Genomic DNA, 18,412 nt, shown 5'->3' on the forward strand with positions numbered 1-18,412 from the left:
GCCGGCAAGGTCCCATTACTTCCTGAGGGTGGGGGTAGGGTTCGCTAGAATTGGTAGGCTACGCGCAGACCAAATTCATCGGCCCAGTCCACGGTTTGCATGATATTTTCATTCTCGTTGGCGCCATCAACGTAGCCGTCCATGTGGTTGTAGAACATTTCTATGTTCCAGTTACCGGAGGGCTTCCATTTCAGAGCCGGCTGCACAAACAAGCCGCCGCGCGTGTCATACAACACCGACAAATCTGCTCGCCATACCAAGCCGGGGAAGGGCTGCTGAAGGGCTAATACCAAGCCATTCCAGCCACCATCCACACCTTTAGGCGTGTTGTTTACCGTGCCGCCCATACCACTTAAGTGGCGGCCAAACAGATCGCTCTCGCTGCGGTGCATCCACTGGAAAACCATGTAGGTAGCAGGGAAACTGCGGCTGAAGCGCTGATATTTTTCTAATACCAGGGCAGTCACGTATTCATCTTCAACAATGTATTCCTGCCCCAGGTCGATAGGGGTAAAGGTTTTGTCCGGCGTGAAGGAAACCTCGAAGTTCAGAATCAACTGATCCGTCCAACTACCGGGCTCGCCACTGAATACATAGCTGACACCAGTGCCGAAAACATCTTCGCGGTGGTAGGTGCGCTCAATGTGACCGCGCAGACCGCCGCCGCCCTGACCAGACAGTGGGTTATTCAGGAAACCACCCGTCAGGATAAAGAACAGATCGAGCTCTTCTTTTGCCGCATCGATGCCCTGAACAGGCCGTGCCAGCAGCAATTGCGATGCGGGGAAGTCGGTAACAATTTTGTTCAGACCTTCGGTGCCGTCAAGGCGCGCCATACCCGCATAGGTAAACCACTCCTCAGCACTCCATACCCCGGTGGGGTCAATTTCAAGCGGGGTCTCCGCAAGGATGGCTCCCGACAAGGGGATGCCCGGTGCATCGCGGTTCACACCCGACTTGGTCCAGCGCACAACACCGTCGGGGTTGTAGCGGTTGGTATACATAAACTGCAGACCAAAGTCGCCGATAAAGCCTTTCAAGCGGAAACCGCTATTCACTTCTTCGTCAACACTGCTGTAACGATCGTGCACGGTAAACTGCGAAGGAATCACGTTGTAGGGCGTGTTCGGGTTGCCGTAAATGGTCGGCTGGAAGCTCTGCGCAAACATGTCCAGTTCCCAGTTGGAATTCAGCTGGTAGGACACGCGGATGGCCGGTGAGGCGATACGCTCATCGGCGTACTCCTCGGAAGCGAAATCGAAGATTGAGTGACGGCGCAAGTCCAAGCCGTTGGCCACGTCGAATACCCGGAAGAACAAGGCCTGTCCCCAGGCAATTTGCTGGTTACCGGCGCGCACCAATAGTGGCCCGTTCTGATAGTCCAGGTACAGCGACGGAAAGTCGACCATGTAGTTGTCGCCAGCGATCTCCAGAGGATTCTGTTCACCGCCGTTTTCAAAGTCGTCGTACTCAAAATAATTGGGCTCGCCATAGAGGTAACCCGCGGCGTTGCTGTTCACCGAGTCCGGATCAAATTCATCGTATTCGGCTGCGTCAAAAATGCCGCGCAGCTTTGCCGTCGCTGACCAGTTGTCACTAAACTTCAGCTGCAGGGTGCTCTCTAAACGCACCTGGCTGTGATTAAAATCGTTGTCGGCCGGAACACCGTTGCGCGTCGCGGTATCCGAGATCGGTGCACTGATAGGAATGGGTAAATTCAGGCCGAGCAGCGTGCCCACGTTGAGGCCACCGTTACGCTCAACCTCCTTGCCATTAAAGAGGTTACCGCGTTGGTTGTAGGGGTTTTCGTCACTTACCGTTTTGGCAGCCAGCTCTACACGAATCAAACCACTAAGGCTGTAGTCGACACCCAGCAGCTCACCACTGGCCGACCACGATGGACTAGACAGTGCCATCGCCGTTGTGGCGAGAGCCCAATTAAGCCGATTATTATTTTTCATCTCGCTTCTCCGAGGCTATTTTTAAAGAGAAATTTTGATCACTTTGGCTTGTTCACCGACGGCATAAAAAGCGTTACCGAGTACCGTAATATCGCTGTACCAGCTTTCTAAAAATGCGTCGTGATTCAGTACCCGCGCCTGACTGCTGGTCGGCGAAATACTCAAGGCCTGACGAATACCCGTTGCGACCGCCTTGCCATCCGCGCGGATGGCAACATCCATCAAGATGGCGTCGCTATTACTGGTTATGGCTTTCCAGCTGTCGCCACCATCCTTGCTGCGCAATACCGTTCCGCTCTGACCAACCGCATAGGCCAAACCGGTATCGCTGAGGGCGAGGCCGAACAGCGACGCTTCACCGCTGTGCAGCGACTGCCAGCTTTTCCCGGCGTCATCAGAGCGGGCGATCATGCCAAACTCACCGACAATGTAGATGCGACCGCGCGCATCAATTGCCGCGTTATACACATGTGGCTGATAGTTCTGTCCGATCAGTGCTGGCCAATCGATCTGTGACTGCCGCCAGCTGCGACCACCGTCTTGGGAACACAGCACCGCACCAAAAGCGCCAGTGACAACCGCCAGACCGAAGTCTCCCTGCGCAACGGCAAACAAGCGCTCTTTTACAGGTGCCTCGACAGCCTTCCAGCCGTCGCCGGCATTGTGAAAAATGCCGCCCTGCTGGCCCACAGCCAACAGGTTGCCCTGGCGCTCCGACACCGCGAGTAGCGCGCGACTATCACCAACATTGCTGTTGCTCTGCCACTGGCTACCGTCGCGGCTCTGCCATAAGCGGCCATTGCTACCCACGGCAAGCAAGCCGTCACTGCTGGTATTCACGCCGAAGAGCACATCGTGGGGATGACCTCGGTGTACCTGTTCGCTGCTGGCTGCGGCGGCGGGCATCGCCCCCGCCGTCAGCAGCAGCGCACAAACCCCCGCGGCAACGCGGTTCTTAACGCTAGCCATATCAGCCTCCCAGGCGCTGCATCGCTTGCACGGTGAGGTACTTGTTGTACACGTCGACATCGCCGGGATTGAAGTTGGTCTTGTAACCGCCCGTTACGCCCTTGGCCTGTACAAAACGGCTCATGCGGTTGGACTGCACGTCGTGGCTGTGAACACTGGACCAGGACCACGCGGGATGGGCGCCGTCCATTTTGGTCATCTTGTCGTTCGACTGCTGCGCGTAATGCGGCTCGAAGGACTTCCAGATCTCACCGCGACGGTCGTAGGTCACGTAGGCGACATACATTTGGTTGCGTACATCGATCCATACACGGCGCTTACCCACGGGCGCACGTGCATAGCCGGTTGGCTCCGACTCCAGCACGATGCACTCAGGCACCAGTTCCATGTAGGTGTCGAAGAAGGTCTGGTCTTTAGGGCCACCGTGCACGGGTTTTTCCCAGTTGTCGTGATAGCCACCGTGGAAATTGCGCGGACCGATGCAACCCAGCATTGGCTGGCGGCCGACAATTTTGTAGTTGCCCCAGGTTTGCAGCGGGTCACCCGCCGCCCAGGCATCTGACAGGAACAAAGTGATACCCGGTACCAGCGGCTCAAAACGCTGGTTAGTGGGGAACTGTCTTACCCGACGGAAAGCGGGGATATAACCGTGCAGTTCGGGGAATTTACGTTGATCGTAATGCCAAATATTCAGGAACGAGGTACCGGCACTGTCGTTAGGCGCGGTGAAGAATACCGACTGGTAGCGCAGCAAGTCTTCTTTGCCCTTCCAAACCTGACCGTCGGAACGCGACGTGGTATTCAGCTCACTCCATACAAAGTCGTACTGGTAAGACAGACTGCCGTTATTGTCTATATCCCAGTCGCGAACCGCGTACTGCGACCAGTCGTGACGACCCCAGCTCATCGTTAGGTTGTACTGCGCCTCTACCCCATTTTTGGGTTCGGGGAAGGGGTTACCGCCAACCCAGGGCTTGCCGTCTTTTGTCCACACATTGCCGTCACTGTCGAGCACAGCCTTACCCTTATTGCGCAGGGTGGCCTCGAGGTACTCAGCGGGGTAGAGCTGCGTAATATCTTTCACCGGTTCAACAATGTGAATACGGCGACCCATGGTTTTTACTTGCATATACGCAACGGGGTCGAGCAAGTGCTTCACATGTTCAACGTTATCGGCGGTAATCACATCGCCCGGTTTGATCTTGCCTTTGGTTTGCATCTCGATAGACAGCAGCTCATCGGGATAGGCCTTACTCATGTCAGCGCCGTTGGCGATCAGTGGCCACAGCGGCGCAATCACGCCCGCTGCACCAATACCTTTAACGGTTTTTTCCAGGAAACTGCGACGGCTAAAGTCTGTATCGTATTTTTTAATATGCATCGTTTACCTCCGGGTGGAACCCTTGATTATCTTTTTATTGATTGTCGGTCAGCTCAGGCTCAGCTGACCGCCTCGGCCCTGATTGCAGCGCGTTGCTGAACGGCTGCGCGCTCGTCTTCTTCTAAAAGTTTGCTAATGTCCATGCCCTCGCCCAAGACCAAAATGTCTTTGCTGGACACGAATTTCGGCTTCATTACCCACACCAACAACGGCAGCACCACCAGCGCGATCACCATGTTGATCAGCATCACCAGCACCAGCAGCAAGCCCATGTCGGCCAGGAATTTCAGGCCGGACAGGAAGTACCAGGGGAGAATGCCCAGCAGCATGATGCTGGCGGTGAACATGATGGCTTTACCGGTGGTGGTCAGCGCGGAGGTAATGGCCACGCCATAGTCCTCACACTCGTGATATTCCTCACAGATGCGGCTGAGCAGATAGATGCCGTAGTCGATACCAACGCCGACACCAATGGCAGCAACCATCAGCGAGTTAATGTCCAGACCAATGCCCATGAACGACATGCTGGTGGTTAAAATCATGTTGGACAGGTTAACCGGGATCAGCAGTACCACACCGGCAACCACCGAGTGATAGGCATAGCTCGACACCGCCAAAATGACCAGGTTGAGCAAACCCATAATCAACCAGTGATAACGCTCTACCACATGGTTAATGGCCTGTTGGATAGCGATGGTGCCGCTGCCGAGGCGCACAGTGAAAGCGTCGTGGTCTGCACCCACTTGTTCCACGGCCGCCCGCGCAGCCGCCAGCGCGTTGTCGACGGTGTCTTGTTTGTTATCGGCATACCAAAAGGACACGGTGGAGTTTTGCAATTCAAAGTCCACGACATTCGAGAACGCTTTGGGGCTCGTTCCCATCAGTACTGCCGACGCCGCAGCGTTAACGGCTCGGTCGTTATTGTCCAGCGGCAACCACTTGCTGTGGCCACCGGAGATCAGCCGGTTGGCATCCATTAAGTAATCGGCAAAAGACAACGTCGCCCGCGGCGCGTGCTCGCCCGATTCCATAATCGATTGCAGCTGCAACATCGTTGCCACTGCATCAGCTTGTTTGGCCACGCGATCGCTACCGCTTTCGCCCTTCGCCTCCAGGATCACTTCGAGGGTATTCACACCGGGGAAGTGATTATTGATCTGGGCCACCGATACGTTGTACTCAGAGTCCTCCCACAACAGGTTGCTGCCCTCCACCGGATTACCGATCTGAATACGCATCGAGTGGTACAGCGAGAACACACCCACCGCGATCACAACAATCATGGTGTAGGGAGCAATACGACCTTGGGACAGGCGCGAAATACTGGCTAGTGCTGCCTTCACCTTGCCGTGGAAACCACCGGAATGATCGCTGACAATCTTTTTCAGGTTGCGCGGCTCAGGCAGCACTGACAGCAACAGCGGTGCAAGAAATACCCCAGTCGGCGCTAACATCATTGCCCAGAAACCGCAGAACAGCGCGAAGCGTTCCATTGCCGGGATCGGTGCGATAGAGATCAGGAAGATACCCGCAGCGTCGGTGATAATGCCCAGAATAGAGGGCGCCATCATCACGCTGGTTGTTAAACCTGCGGCTTTTACTTTGTCGCCGAGTTGATCGAAAATTTCATAGAAACGCTCGGTGAATTGTACGCAGTGACTAAACGAACGCGCGATCAACAGCAGCGGTACAATCATCAACAATGGCTCGATCGGCATCTTCATCCAACCGGCAAAACCAAAGCCCCAGATCGCGGCCACAATACTGGCAAATATCGGTGTAACAACGCCCGCCATGTTCTGCGTATACAGCACCAGGGCGATAACCAATGCACTCAGGGTAATGGCGAAAATACCGATCATTTGATGCTGGTATTCATAGACCCAACCGGTCAGTGCGGGCTGGCCCGCCATGTATACATCGTGATTCGCATCCGTCGCATCATCGGCCAGCTTTTTAACAAAAGCGAAGGCCTCACCGTAGTCCAGGCGCTGCTCAATAAATGTTGCGGTTACCAATGTAGCGGTTTCGTCTTCTGAAATAAGAAACCGACGTGCATTCGGCGACTTGCGAACATTGTCTTTAAATTGCTGCACTTCTTCGGGCGTTGCCGGTACCGAATCACCCATCAAAGGTTGGGCGTCAATACCGAAAGGCGTGGCCTCTGCGTAGCGCGCTTTTGCCGATGCGATCGATAGTATCTGGTCGTGATCCACCCCCGGCGACAAGTCGATGTCGCGAGTGAGATCCCAGACTTTCGACAGCGTTTCAGCATTGTATATATCGCCGTTTTTATTCTTCACCATCAAGGTGAATGTCAGTGGATTACCGAAATTCGGATGGTCCTTAAAAACATGAATAAACGGATCGTCCTTGGGAAGCAGGTCTGAAAAAATGGTTTCTAAACGGACATTTTTCAAACCGGCGGCAAAGAACAGGGTTATTGCGAGAAACAATATCGAAGCAATTATTCGGTGCTCAAGCACCGCCATTGCAATTCGGCCTCTTATATTATTCATCTTGCCGGTCCTTCAAGATCGCGGAAAATTAGTCATTAATTTTCCCGCGTATTATTTTTTTTAACGTATCAACGAGAACGTGATTAGCAGTCAGATTAATCGCTTATTAAAAGGCCGGTAATGCCTGTTCCCGACCCTTTTGCTGTTAATTTACGACAGCGTTTTCCAGCTATGACGCGAAGTCATAAACATGATTTTTTTGCTCTTGGAAAAGCTGATAACAGAAGCGCGCCTGCGGTTTTTCCGAGGCGGTTTTCGGTATTTCTGACATGACCTGGATGTAGCTCGGCAGCTCTGTTCTACCCAGCACGGCTCGACAGTGATCGAGTAGTTTTTGCGGGCTGAACAAACACACATCCACCGGCACTACCGCGGCAATGACATCTTTCTCGCCGGGCACACCACTGGTGGCGGGAATACCATAGACAAAAACATCGGCGACATCGGGATACTCGGCGATGGTTTTTTCAATTTTTGCGGTATCGATAAACTCGCCATTACGGCGAATTTCATCACCCTTACGGCTGTCGAAATAAAACCACCCGTCCTCATCACGGTGACCAATGTCGCCGGTAAAGAACACGCCGTTTTGTACTTTCTTCGCCGATGCTTCTGGATTTTTAAAATAGCTTACTGCCAGTGTGGGTTGCCCTGGCGCCGCCTCGAACACAATTTCGCCACGCTCATTCGGGGCGCATTCGCGGCCGTCTTCGTCGATGACTTTGGCAATCAGGCTGGCGGGGGGCTTACCGATACTGCCTATCGGACCACCCGGTGGATTAAAGGTCATCCCACCTTCGGCTGCGCCGTAAAATTCGAACAGCTCAACGTCGAAACGCTGTTTGAAATCTTCCCATATTGCGGCGGGCATACCCGCACTGAGAATATAGCGAACCGGGTTATCGGCATCGTCGGCTTTGCGCGGCTCACTGTATATTGCCGTGGTCATGCCGCCGAGCAGGTTAAACATGGTGCAGCCATAGTGGCGGCAAATATCCCATAAACGGGATTTACTAAACTTGCGGCTAATGACCCCGCGCAGGCCCATTTTCAACACATTGCCCAGGGTAACCAGTTGCGCGTTAGCGTGGGTTAGCGACAGGCCGGTGTAGGGGCGGTCCTCACTTTGCAAACCGATCGCGGGCCCAATTGATGCCACATTGTCAAAGCGTGTATAGGGCGCGCGTATCGCTTTTGGGTCGCCGGTAGTGCCAGAGGTATACAGCATTTGCATAACCTCGTCGGCGCTCTCTACCCGACAGACGCGCTCTTCATAGGGACCGGAAATCACGTCGCTGTATCGTGCCACGCGCTCGTCAGCCGATTGCAGGCTAACCTTCTCGCCGGTGTCCATCACCCAGATCCAGCGGATCTGCGGCATGTCCTTACACACTTGGTAAACGCTATTAAAGCAGTAGTCTGCGCAGACCACGCCCGAGCACTCGGCCCAGCTCAGCATATAGCGCAAACGGTCGCCGCCGGTACGCGGATCAATCGGCACGTATACCGTGCCCGCCAGCGAGCTGCCAACCATGCAGTCGATAAATTCCGGGTGGTTTTGCATCACTAAAGCAAAGCTACTGCCGCGCTCCATGTTCTGCTCCAACAAGGCCTGGTTGACTCGCTGACCTTGTTCCCACAAATCGCGGTAGCTTCGCTTTTCATCTTCAAAGCCACCACAGGGTTTAATGTTTACAAATGTCAGCACGTCCAGATCGGGCTGTTGCTGCATTTTCGCCTCAATTAAATTGGCGAATATTCGTTGATCTTTCATGGTGTCCCCCAACAGTCTTATTCTTTGGACAAAATGCTTAACACCAGCGCAGCAGCGTCGCTGCCAATGAAGCCGCCGCCGTTTTCAGCCAGAGCATGCTTCGCGCCGTGAACTTGTCGGTCTCCCGCCTCGCCGCGCAGCTGTGTTACCAACTCGACGATTTGGGCGGCACCAGTGGCGCCAATCGGGTGACCCTTGCGCATTAGTCCACCCGAGGTATTCACCGGCACGCGGCCGCCCAGCGTGGATTCACCGCGAGCGACAAAGTCGCCGCCTTCGCCTTCTGCACACAGGCCGAGGTATTCGTAGTATTTAATTTCAGAGATCGCCGAAGCATCGTGCAGCTCGACGCAGTCGACATCGTCGGCGCCGATGCCCGCTTGCTGATAAATGGCTTCCGCGGCCTGCGGCACCATTTCCGGCTCGTCGTCAACGCGGTCCCAACCACTGTGCAGAGAAGAGGCGCGTACGCGCACGCAGCGCGACATACCCAGCTCTCGCGCTTTCTTTTCACTCACCATGACCAGCGCCGCCGCGCCGTCGCCAATTGGCGCGCACATTGGCAGGGTCAATGGGTCGACAATCGCACGCGCCGACAAGACGTCTTCGGCGGTAATACGGTGGCGAAATTGGGAGAGCGGGTTGAGGCTGCCGTGAATGGAGTTCTTCGCCGACACCGCCGCCAGTTGTTCACGGGTGGTGCCATACTGGTGCATATGTTCACGCGCCCAGGTGGCGTAAATATCGATAAACAGCGATCGACTGATACCGGCCTGGCTCATATCCAGGTCCATGCCGATGGCGGCATTGCGGGCTTGCAGGCCTTCTCGAATACTGTCCATCTGGTCGATATCCACCGCGCCGGTAAATACCGAAAAGGTTTTTTCTTTATCTTGGTGATAGAGCTTTTCGTAGCCACACACCAACACCACATCGTAGACGCCGAGGCTGATCATGGTGGCGGCTTGCTGAAAGGCCGTCGCCGAGGTGGCGCAGGCATTTTCGACATTGATAACAGGGATGCGCCCAATGCCCATGTTGCGCAGCACCACCTGGCCTGGCACACAGACTTGGCCTGTAATGACCGCCGCCGCGCCATTTCCCATGTAGGCGGCGTTCAACTCAGAGGCTTCCACATCAGCATCGCGCAGCGCCTGCTGAATAGCAGCGCCGGCGAGCTGACTCAAACTCTGGTCAATAGCATTCCCAAAGGGCGTCATGCCGACGCCCGCAATATAGGCTTTTTGTTCCACAGGGTTCTCCGGCTTAGTTGCCCAGTTTTTCTTCGTCGATCAAGTAGCTGCCGCCCTTAATAGCGAGCACTTCGTTGCAGCCGTCTTCAATCATTGATGCGCGGGCATCGCGGAGCATTTTTTCCATCGGGTACTCGCGAGTCAGGCCATTGCCGCCGAATATTTGCAGCGCATCGCTGCACACTTCGAAGGCCTGTTGCGTGCCGGTGGTTTTCGAGAACATGGCTGAACACAGCGAGGGGATCGCCGTTGCCGGGTCGTTGTTGTAGTCGAGGGCACGACGCGTCACTGCGCGCGAGGTCTCCACCTTGCGGAACATATGGAAGAGACGGCTTTTCACCGATTGGTGATGAATAATCTGCGTGCCACCAGCAACGCGTTCGTGAGCGTAGTCCAGCGCCATGTCCGCGGCCGCCTGCGCCAAGCCGGTGAAGGTAGCCCCCATCAGTGCGTTGGCTTCAGCGTGAATGCAGTACACCGCGCGCTGGTAATCTTCAGGACCAGCCAGCAGATATTTGCGTGGCAGCCGAACATTGTCGAAGAAGATTTCACCTTGGTTCAGCGCGCGCTGCCCCATTTTATCCAGCGGCTTGCCGCGAGAGATGCCCGGCAGGTTCATCGGGAAAACCAGCACGCAGCCATTGTGCGGATCAACACCATTACCGCTGTCGGCCGCACAGTACAGAATACAAACGTCGGCGATCACGCCGTTGGAAACCCACGCCGCTTTCTGGCCGTTCAGAATAATGTCGTCGCCGGTCAAATCGGCAACCAGATTCGGGCGGCCGTACTTGCCACCCGGCTGAGCGGCAGCGCCGTTGGGGTCGAGCATATCTGAACCGTGGTCGGGCTCGGTGATACCCCAGCAGCCAAGCATCGCGTCGGGGAATTCTTCCAGTAGGTCAGCGCGACCAAATTTGGCAGACAACCACTGCGGCAAAATACCGGCACCCACAGAAATCGCCAGACCGGCGTCGCCATAGCCCAGCTCTTCAAACAGTATGCTAAACAGCAGGGCGGCCTCGCGCGGCGGCATCTCTGACAAGGCTTCAATCGTTACGCCCAACTCCAAGTACTTCTCACGGAATTCCCAAAAGCGCGAATCCTTGGCAATCACCTCTTCCGGGCTCAGCTTATCCAGTTCAATACCAATGGGGCGCACCACGTTAATCGCAAAGTCGCGCAGGGTTTGTTGGAATTCAGCAATATGCTCAGGCAAACTCGCCTCGGCACCTGAGATGGTCAGCTTGCTTTTGGGGGTAGCGGGCCAGCGGTACAGAGGGGCTTCTAAGTTGCGGTAGTCAACATCCACAGGGCCTGTGGCAAGAGCGGTATCGTTCATGACATTTCCTCTACTTCGTTATGTTTGTTATGTGTAAGCGATATCGATGTGAGGATAGTAGCCAGCGCCCCGGCAAAGTTAGATGTTTACAGCAGACAATCTGGTTGTTAATTTACGACAGCAATTTTCAGCGCGTGACGTGTTCATGGAGATTCGATCTTCTTTATCAGTGCCGCCGGCCAGACATCTTGGCTACGGTCTAAACCCCCTGATTACCCTGCTCAAGGAGCATGGTGCCGACCCGTTGCTGGTGCTGGATAAAGCCAATATTCCACCCGAAGCCTTGGACAGCCCGACCTACCAACTTACCCCACAGCAGGAATTGAGTTTTACCTCCGAAGTGATTCGCGCGCTGGATAAGCCCGAGCTGGGGCTGGTGGTGGGCAGCCGCTATCACCTGTCGGCGTATGGCTTATTGGGGCTGGCGGTGATGACCAGCGAGAACCTGCTTCAGGGTATGCAGGTGCTGTATAAAAATATTCTGATGACGTGGACCTATATGCAATGGATAACCACCATTCGCGATGACCGCGCCTATATCAGTTTGGAGCCTCTGCGCGACCTCGGTGACAGCCACCAATACATGATTGATCGCGGACTGGTCGCCTCGCATATTATTTTTAAGGAAGCCCTCGGCCAGCCCATTCCCGTGCACGAGGTGCATTTACGCCAGCCGGAACCCAGCTACGCAGAAGAGTACCGACGCTATTTCAACTGCCCGGTATATTTCGAAGCTGCCGAAAACTGCTATGTCTTCGACAGCGCGCTGCTGTACCAAGAATTGCTGCAGGCCGAACCAGAAACTGCCCGCATTTACGACAGCCAGTGCGAAAAGATATGCGAACAACTGGCCAAGAATTACACCTTCTCGGACGTGGTGCGCAATCAAATCCTGTCATCACCGCGGGAAATTTTTACACTGGAAACCATCGCCGATCGCTTAGGCATGACCGCTCGCACGGTGCAGCGCAAGCTCAGCCAGGAAGACAGCAGCTACAAAACCATTCTGGAGGACGTGCGCAAAAATCTGGCGGTGGAGTACCTGCAAACCACCTCATTTACGCTGGAAGAAATTGCCGTGCGCCTCGGCTATGCTGACTCATCCAGCTTTTGTCACGCTTACAAGCGCTGGACCGGTGTTAACCCCGGCGAGCGCCGTCAGGCGGCGGGCGCGCCGCGAAACTGAGAGGGCGGACAGCCCGACCAGCGCCGAAAGGCATGGCAAAAGTGAGCGGCATCGCTATAGCCCAGCAGCGATGCCACCTGCTCAATCGACATTGCCGTGCCCTGTAAATACTCCCGCGCTAGCTCATAGCGCAGGTCATCAACAATTTTTTGATAGCCGCTACCACTGGCCCGCAAGCGGCGCCGCAGTGTGCGCCCCGAGATATTTAACTTTTCCGCCACCGCCTCAATACCGGGAAAGTAACCCGGCCTGAGCAACAGCATTTCCCTCACTTCATCAACAATATTGTGCTCTTCTGACAGGCGCGCCTTAATGCGCTCGCAGCGGTCGATGCACAGCGCCGCAGTATCGCTGTCGCACTGCAACAACGGTGTTTCCAATACATCGAGGGAGAAGCGCATGGCGTTCTCTGTTGCGCCAAACGTGGGAGCCACGCCAAATACTTCCCGGTAACGGCTCAACTCCACCTGCCGGGCGTGGCGAAAACTCACCTCAGCAGGGTGGAAGTCATCGCCCAGCAAGCCGCGCAAAATCATGAAAGTGGCGGTCATTTCCCGCTCGCTGAGCATGGGTAGATCTTCGACGTGGTAATCATCGGCGGCCATTGCCATCACCACAAAGCCGTCTTCAACGCGCATGTGGTGCTCGTAAAAGGCAAAACTCAGCTCCACAAAGTGGTAGGCCAACTTCAGCGCCTCGCGCATTGTCGAGGCACTCATCAATGCGTAGCCATACAAGCCGAATACGCTCAGTGGATAGCAACTGCCCACATACAAACCAATACCGGGGTCACCGCTCACCCGGCGTAGGTTGCGCAGGAAGGTCAGCTCCTGACTGAGATTAACGTGCTGTTCCGGGCGCTCCAGGATCGACAGCGACAAACCCGTGGCTGTGAGCGACTGCGCGACAGAAATGCCCTCGCTGCGCAGCTTCATCAACGGCGCAAGAATGGTTTTGGCAGAGTGGTATTTGGGCTTCATGGGTCACCGGTTTTTTGCTCACGCTAGCATCGCTGTCCTCATTTCGCAAATAGCTGTCCTCATTTCGCATTCAGACGAGAGCATCACTTAATTAACGTAATTAGCGACGCAAATCGCCGCTCAGGCGGCGTGGCCAAGTACTCACTGAAAAACAAAAATTACAGGAGCAAGACCATGTCAGAAGCACCCAAAATTCTCATCTATGGCGCAAGCGGTTACACCGGCAAACTCGTGGCCGAGTGCCTGGCGCAGCGCAACCTACCCTTCTACTTTGTTGGTCGCAACCAGCAAAAACTCGAAGACGCCCTCGCCATCGTGGAAGAGCGACTGGGCCACAAAGCCCCCGCCACCATCGTTCGCGCCAGCAACGACAAAGCCGAATTGGCGCCACTGTTCGCAAAAGTGGAAGTGGTTATCAACGTTGCCGGCCCCTTCATGCAGCTGGCATGGCCGGTGGTTGAAGCCTGCCTGGAAAACAACTGCCACTACCTGGACACCACTGGTGAGCAAGACTTCGTGATCGCCGTTCGCGACAAATACGGCAAGGCTTTCGCCGACAAAAACCTGTTGCTCAACCCCGCCAACTCCTACATGTGGGCAGCGGGTGCCCTGGCCGCTGAAGTTGTACTGGAAACCGAAGGCGTCGACACTCTCGACATTACCTACCAGATCAATAACGCGCTGCCTTCGCAGGCCTCAACCAAATCCTTCCTGCGCATGGTAAACAACCCGCAGTACATGATTAAAGAGGGCGAAATGGTTGAGTGGCAGGGCGACCGTCACTTCACTGTTTGCGTTCCCCACCTGTCGCAGCCGGTGCTGGCCCTGCCCTGGAGCGGTGGCTGTGAGCCCGCTTGGTACGAGCACGACGACCGCGTGCGCAACTGTCGCGTACTGACCGCTTTCGGTGATGAAATCATTGAAAACGTCGTTGCGGTTATCCATCGCTTCAACGAAGAATCCAAGGGTATGAGTCAGGAAGAGAAGGAAGAGCTCACCAACCGCTACGGCGATGAAATGACCCCCGCCGAGCCACCCAAAGACGATCGCGACCTGCACCGCACCGTGATCACCTGTATTGGTCAGGGCCGCCAAGTGACGACGGTGTTCCCGCTGTCGCTGAACGCTCCGTATACCTTTACTGGTGAAATCTGCGCCGAGGCCGCACAACGCCTGCTCAACGGCCAACTCAAAGCCGCCGGTTTCCAAAGCGCCACAGGAGCATTCGGGCACCGCGAGCTGCTACAAACCTTCCACGAACTGGGTTACACCAACCTGCCAGCGTAAAACTAACAAGCCCCGCTTTCGCGGGGCTTTTTGTTTGGCTGACGACGGCTTAAGAATGTAAGAATTAAGGCGAGTAAACGCCGCGAATCGCGGGCAGGGCAGCAGGCAAAACAAAACGGTTGATCTGCCGCCTACAGCCGCCAGGTGTAACTCAAACTTAAACCGAAAGCTTTCGCATCACTCGGTTTGATGGCGTCGCTTTTTAGGTCTAATTTCAAGCCCTGATAATTTACACCCAGCATCAGCGCCTGCTGTTCTATATCCACCCCCAGCTGCCACTGCGTCCCGCTACTCACCCAAGACGCATGAAGCTGTGGGAACAGGTATTTGTCGACACTGCGCAGTCCAGCAGTGAGTTGCACACTGCCGCGCCATTGATGGCTAAGCATGGCAGCAATCCGGCGGGGCAGGGTCTGACTGTGGTCGCGATAGGACTCAATCCCCGACACCGTCGGCTTTACGTCGATAAAGCCCTGATCGTCGTAGCTTACGGTATCGCTTATGGCTGTGGCTCGCGTGTAGGTAACATCTCGCCAACGGATCTCTGACACCAGGTCGCGGGCACGCACATCCAGCGTCCATCGCTCGGCAAATGGCCAGCTCAGGTCAAGGTCGAGGCTGAGGCCATTGCCTCGGACATTTTCCTCTTCGCGCTTTAGCAAGGCATCTCGGGAATAGTTGTAGTCGAGGACAAGATCGGCCTCGACTGTGTCTTCGAGCGTGCGCAGCTGACCACTCAGCGTGCCATCGGTCAGCTCTTCCGCACGGAGGTAATTGGCGCGTAGTTTCAGTTTGGCCTTACCCGGTAGCGAAAAATAATAGCCAAGCCCTAAGCCCTTAGCGCGCAAGTGGTTGGGCTCTATATACAGGTGATAGTTGCGCTGCTTATCCAGTTCTTTGTCGTTTTTATCAGCATAGGCGACTTCTGCGGTATCATTGCTGAATTCTAGGAAGTAGTCGTAGCGATAAAAGGCGCTCACTTCCCAGTTGCCGTCGCGTTCGCCGACTTCAAATTTATTGTGAGTGAAGGCAAGATCGCCTCGACTGAAGCGCGGACCGTTTAGGTCATCTAATAGCTGCTTTATCGGCGCGATTTCGCTATAGGCATCGGATTCTGCCTGGAAATAAAAAGCATTATCGGCATGGCTGAGCGGCATGCTAAGTAGCCCTGCCAGCAATACGATTACTGAGTATGTACGTGTATGGGTTTGCGCTTTCACGGTAAACGCTCTGTGTAAGAAATAGAAAAGGGAGGCTAGGCCTCCCTGTTTACGTTTATTTAACGCGCTTACTTAGAACGATTCAAACTCGCCATCAGTATAGGTGATGACCGGCGCGCCGGCGTCTTCATCTATGTCGGCATATTTTACGCCGTCCTGCTCGATGGTACCGCTCAGTTCGCCGTCGGCATCTTCCGTCAGGGTCATAACCACATCGTTGTGGTTGCTAACGGTAACGCTGCCACCCTCAGGTGCATCCTCGGAGAGGTCTGCGGTGTGAGCAATTGTCAGCGTATTGCCACTGTAGGCAAGCTCAACATCCAGATCAGCTTCTTCAAGGCCGGTGCGGGTTCCCGTCGCCGTGAGCTTCACAAAGTCGGCTACGCCGTCCAGCGCGATATCAAAGCTGACTGCAATGGCGGCACTGGCGTATTGCTCAGCGCTTTCCTGCAAGCTGCAATCGTAGCTGGCATCCCACTGGTAGGGCTCATCCATCGAATAGGAGTAGCTATACTCGTCTGTGCAAACCTCGTGGATACCGTCAGCTTGCAGAGCCAGGCTGGCGTTGAAGGCATCACCGTCGTTGTTGGCAATGGAACCCGACAGAGTGAGTTCAAAGCCATCAACCATTACCGTGCTTTGGCTATTGTCGTAGCCGCTACCGCTTGCCTCTTGCCAATTGGACTGGTCTCCCCACTCCTCAGAGTACTCAGAGTCGAAACGCTCAACGCCAAGCTCCAGGCCGCCGCTGAACGTCACCGTCTGCTCACCTTCCAGCGCTGTTTCCAAGCTGCCATTGATAATGGCGCGCAAATTGGTAACGGTGAATTCGTCGGTATATTGGCCGTCATACTGGTAGCCGTTTGCTGACTCAGTGTCGGTTTCGCTGCCGCTCCACTCCCCGACCAGGCTGCCTTCAAAAAGCGAGCCTTCGGCGATGGTAAAGGTCACGGTATCCGTGCTGGCTGAGCCGCTAAGCTGCATATCCGCCGTAATTTCCGACGTGCCAGATTCGGTGGTTTCCGTGGTGCCATTCTGCGGGCCTTCAATGGCCACCGCACGCGCGGTTTTCACCTCACCAGCCTGCTCTTGCTCAGCAGGGGTGAACTCGGTGGTCTCGGTGCTTTGCTCATCGATCTCCGAGTCATCCAGCGCCGTCAATACAACCGCCGCACCGTTAATGGTTTGATCGACGCTGTAGCGAATGCCGCCTTCCACTTGTGCAATGGCGACGGTGACACCCTCTTGCTCGAAACTTTCGGGCAGCGGTTCTTCATCCGCCTTGGCATCCTGCACCGCCTCAAAGGCATAGGAAATGGCGTTCAATCCCATCGCCGCCGCTTCCACAACCGCAGAGGCGTCAGTGGACAACACATCGCTGGCCATACCCACTTGCTTGGCAAAACCAGTCAAGGCCTCGCCGTCTTCACCCTCTGGTTCTAGGAAGGCGGCCGTGCCAACATTGCGCAGCTGCTTAACGAAGGCCTTGCTCGCCTGCAAGCCCTGCGAGCCGACATCATCAGGCACATCACCCTGACTGGGTGTCGTCGAACCGTTGGTTTCCGCATCGCCCTCTTCAACATCAATCTCAGTGGCTAGTGCATCAATATCTTCATTGTCTGCGCCGTCGACCGCGGCCACTTTATCCATCAATTCCTGAGCAGCTTCGAGCAGCTCTTCCACAGAAACAGAGGGGTCGCCGTCCTCTTTGTCGGCCATCCCCGTCGACTTATACTGATTGGCAAATGCCGTGAGGGCGTCTTCAATACGACCGTCTGCCAGCGCGGCGGCAATGGCCGCTGCGGCTTTCACGTTGTATTCCAGCGCCTCTTTGCCCGCCGCATTCAGTGACTCGGCATTGGTAATGTCGACAATTGGCTGACTCAGCAAGTCGCTGCTTGCCAGACCAAGTTTATTGGCCACCTGGGCATTGGCTGCAATGGCTGCGTCTCCTGCACGTGCACCAGCGGCGACTTTCTGCAAACCCAGTGCGGCCGCGGCGCTAGTGAGAGGAGTGATGCTGGCTGACACAGTACCCGAGGCAGAAGGCAGCATGGCCTGCATGCTAAAGTCGGCCGCCAATGGGTAATCATCGCCGAAGCTAACCGTTGGCGTGCCTTGGCTGTCACGCTGGCAAACCGCCAAGTCACAGCGCATGGTGGTGCCATCTTCTGCCGTAATTTCTATCAGCAGAGCGCCGCCCTGGTAATTGCGATTAAGGGTCAGAGAATAGCTGCCATCGTCCGCCGTCGTGGCCGGTTCAGCAACGCTGCTGCTTTTGTCTACCGAGCCATCGTCGGCAATGGCGTAGGCGTTAACCACACCACCGATAACAATACCTTTAGACGCACCACCGCTGACAGTGCCCGGCGAGCTGCTACCACCTCCACTGCTGCTACCACCGCCGCCACAGGCGGCTAGCGTGGCAGTGATGGCGGAAGCCAGAATCCAATTCTTATTCATTGCTATTCTCCAGTACAACATGTGGACGGTCGGTACAGACAGCCACAGCATCGCGACGCCAAATTAGCGATACTCTG

Annotated in this window: 12 protein-coding genes; 2 read left to right on the forward strand and 10 right to left on the reverse strand. The window is 55.3% G+C overall.

Annotation, left to right across the window (positions count from 1 at the left end):
• Positions 1-44: 44 nt before the first annotated feature.
• The 7 genes from B3K78_RS09540 to B3K78_RS09570 form a co-directional block, all read right to left on the reverse strand.
• Positions 45-1,961, reverse strand: a complete 1,917-nt coding sequence (locus B3K78_RS09540; RefSeq protein WP_286695262.1) for a DUF1302 family protein — start codon at positions 1,959-1,961, stop codon at positions 45-47.
• Between the two features lie 21 nt (positions 1,962-1,982).
• A complete protein-coding gene (locus tag B3K78_RS09545; RefSeq protein ID WP_286695263.1) occupies positions 1,983-2,930 on the reverse strand; it encodes a WD40/YVTN/BNR-like repeat-containing protein in 948 nt (315 codons plus the stop codon).
• A 1-nt stretch (position 2,931) separates the two neighbouring features.
• Complete coding sequence (locus tag B3K78_RS09550) at positions 2,932-4,311, reverse strand: DUF1329 domain-containing protein (RefSeq protein WP_286695264.1); 1,380 nt, start codon at positions 4,309-4,311, stop codon at positions 2,932-2,934.
• A 59-nt stretch (positions 4,312-4,370) separates the two neighbouring features.
• Entirely contained in the window at positions 4,371-6,830 is a 2,460-nt protein-coding gene (locus B3K78_RS09555; protein WP_286695265.1) for an efflux RND transporter permease subunit, read from the reverse strand.
• 169 nt (positions 6,831-6,999) lie between these two features.
• Complete coding sequence (locus tag B3K78_RS09560) at positions 7,000-8,604, reverse strand: AMP-binding protein (RefSeq protein WP_286695266.1); 1,605 nt, start codon at positions 8,602-8,604, stop codon at positions 7,000-7,002.
• 17 nt (positions 8,605-8,621) lie between these two features.
• On the reverse strand, positions 8,622-9,857 hold the full coding sequence (locus tag B3K78_RS09565; RefSeq protein WP_286695267.1) for a thiolase family protein: 1,236 nt from the start codon (positions 9,855-9,857) through the stop codon (positions 8,622-8,624).
• Positions 9,858-9,870: 13 nt separating this feature from the next.
• Positions 9,871-11,199: an acyl-CoA dehydrogenase family protein gene (locus tag B3K78_RS09570; RefSeq protein WP_084497933.1), complete on the reverse strand. Its 1,329-nt coding sequence runs from the start codon at positions 11,197-11,199 to the stop codon at positions 9,871-9,873.
• An 82-nt stretch (positions 11,200-11,281) separates the two neighbouring features.
• Between B3K78_RS09570 and B3K78_RS09575 the strand changes: the two genes are divergently transcribed.
• Positions 11,282-12,385 carry an AraC family transcriptional regulator gene (locus B3K78_RS09575; protein WP_286695268.1) on the forward strand — a complete coding sequence of 368 codons (1,104 nt, stop codon included), beginning with the start codon at positions 11,282-11,284 and terminating at the stop codon, positions 12,383-12,385.
• Here B3K78_RS09575 and B3K78_RS09580 read toward each other — a convergent pair.
• On the reverse strand, positions 12,358-13,365 hold the full coding sequence (locus B3K78_RS09580) for an AraC family transcriptional regulator (protein WP_286695269.1): 1,008 nt from the start codon (positions 13,363-13,365) through the stop codon (positions 12,358-12,360). The two genes, B3K78_RS09575 and B3K78_RS09580, sit on opposite strands and share 28 nt — an antisense overlap.
• Positions 13,366-13,539: 174 nt before the next feature.
• On the opposite strand from B3K78_RS09580, the gene B3K78_RS09585 reads away from it, so the two are divergent.
• A complete protein-coding gene (locus B3K78_RS09585) occupies positions 13,540-14,652 on the forward strand; it encodes a saccharopine dehydrogenase family protein (protein WP_027873352.1) in 1,113 nt (370 codons plus the stop codon).
• A 131-nt stretch (positions 14,653-14,783) separates the two neighbouring features.
• Here B3K78_RS09585 and B3K78_RS09590 read toward each other — a convergent pair whose 3' ends face one another.
• Both B3K78_RS09590 and B3K78_RS09595 read right to left on the reverse strand, forming a co-directional pair.
• Positions 14,784-15,872, reverse strand: coding sequence for a hypothetical protein (locus B3K78_RS09590; RefSeq protein ID WP_286695270.1), 1,089 nt, complete (start codon positions 15,870-15,872; stop codon positions 14,784-14,786).
• 72 nt (positions 15,873-15,944) lie between these two features.
• Positions 15,945-18,335, reverse strand: coding sequence for a hypothetical protein (locus B3K78_RS09595; protein ID WP_286695271.1), 2,391 nt, complete (start codon positions 18,333-18,335; stop codon positions 15,945-15,947).
• Positions 18,336-18,412: the final 77 nt, after the last annotated feature.

It is taken from the genome of Spongiibacter sp. UBA1325, assembly GCF_002306875.1.
GTDB classification, from domain to species: Bacteria; Pseudomonadota; Gammaproteobacteria; order Pseudomonadales; family Spongiibacteraceae; genus Spongiibacter; species Spongiibacter marinus.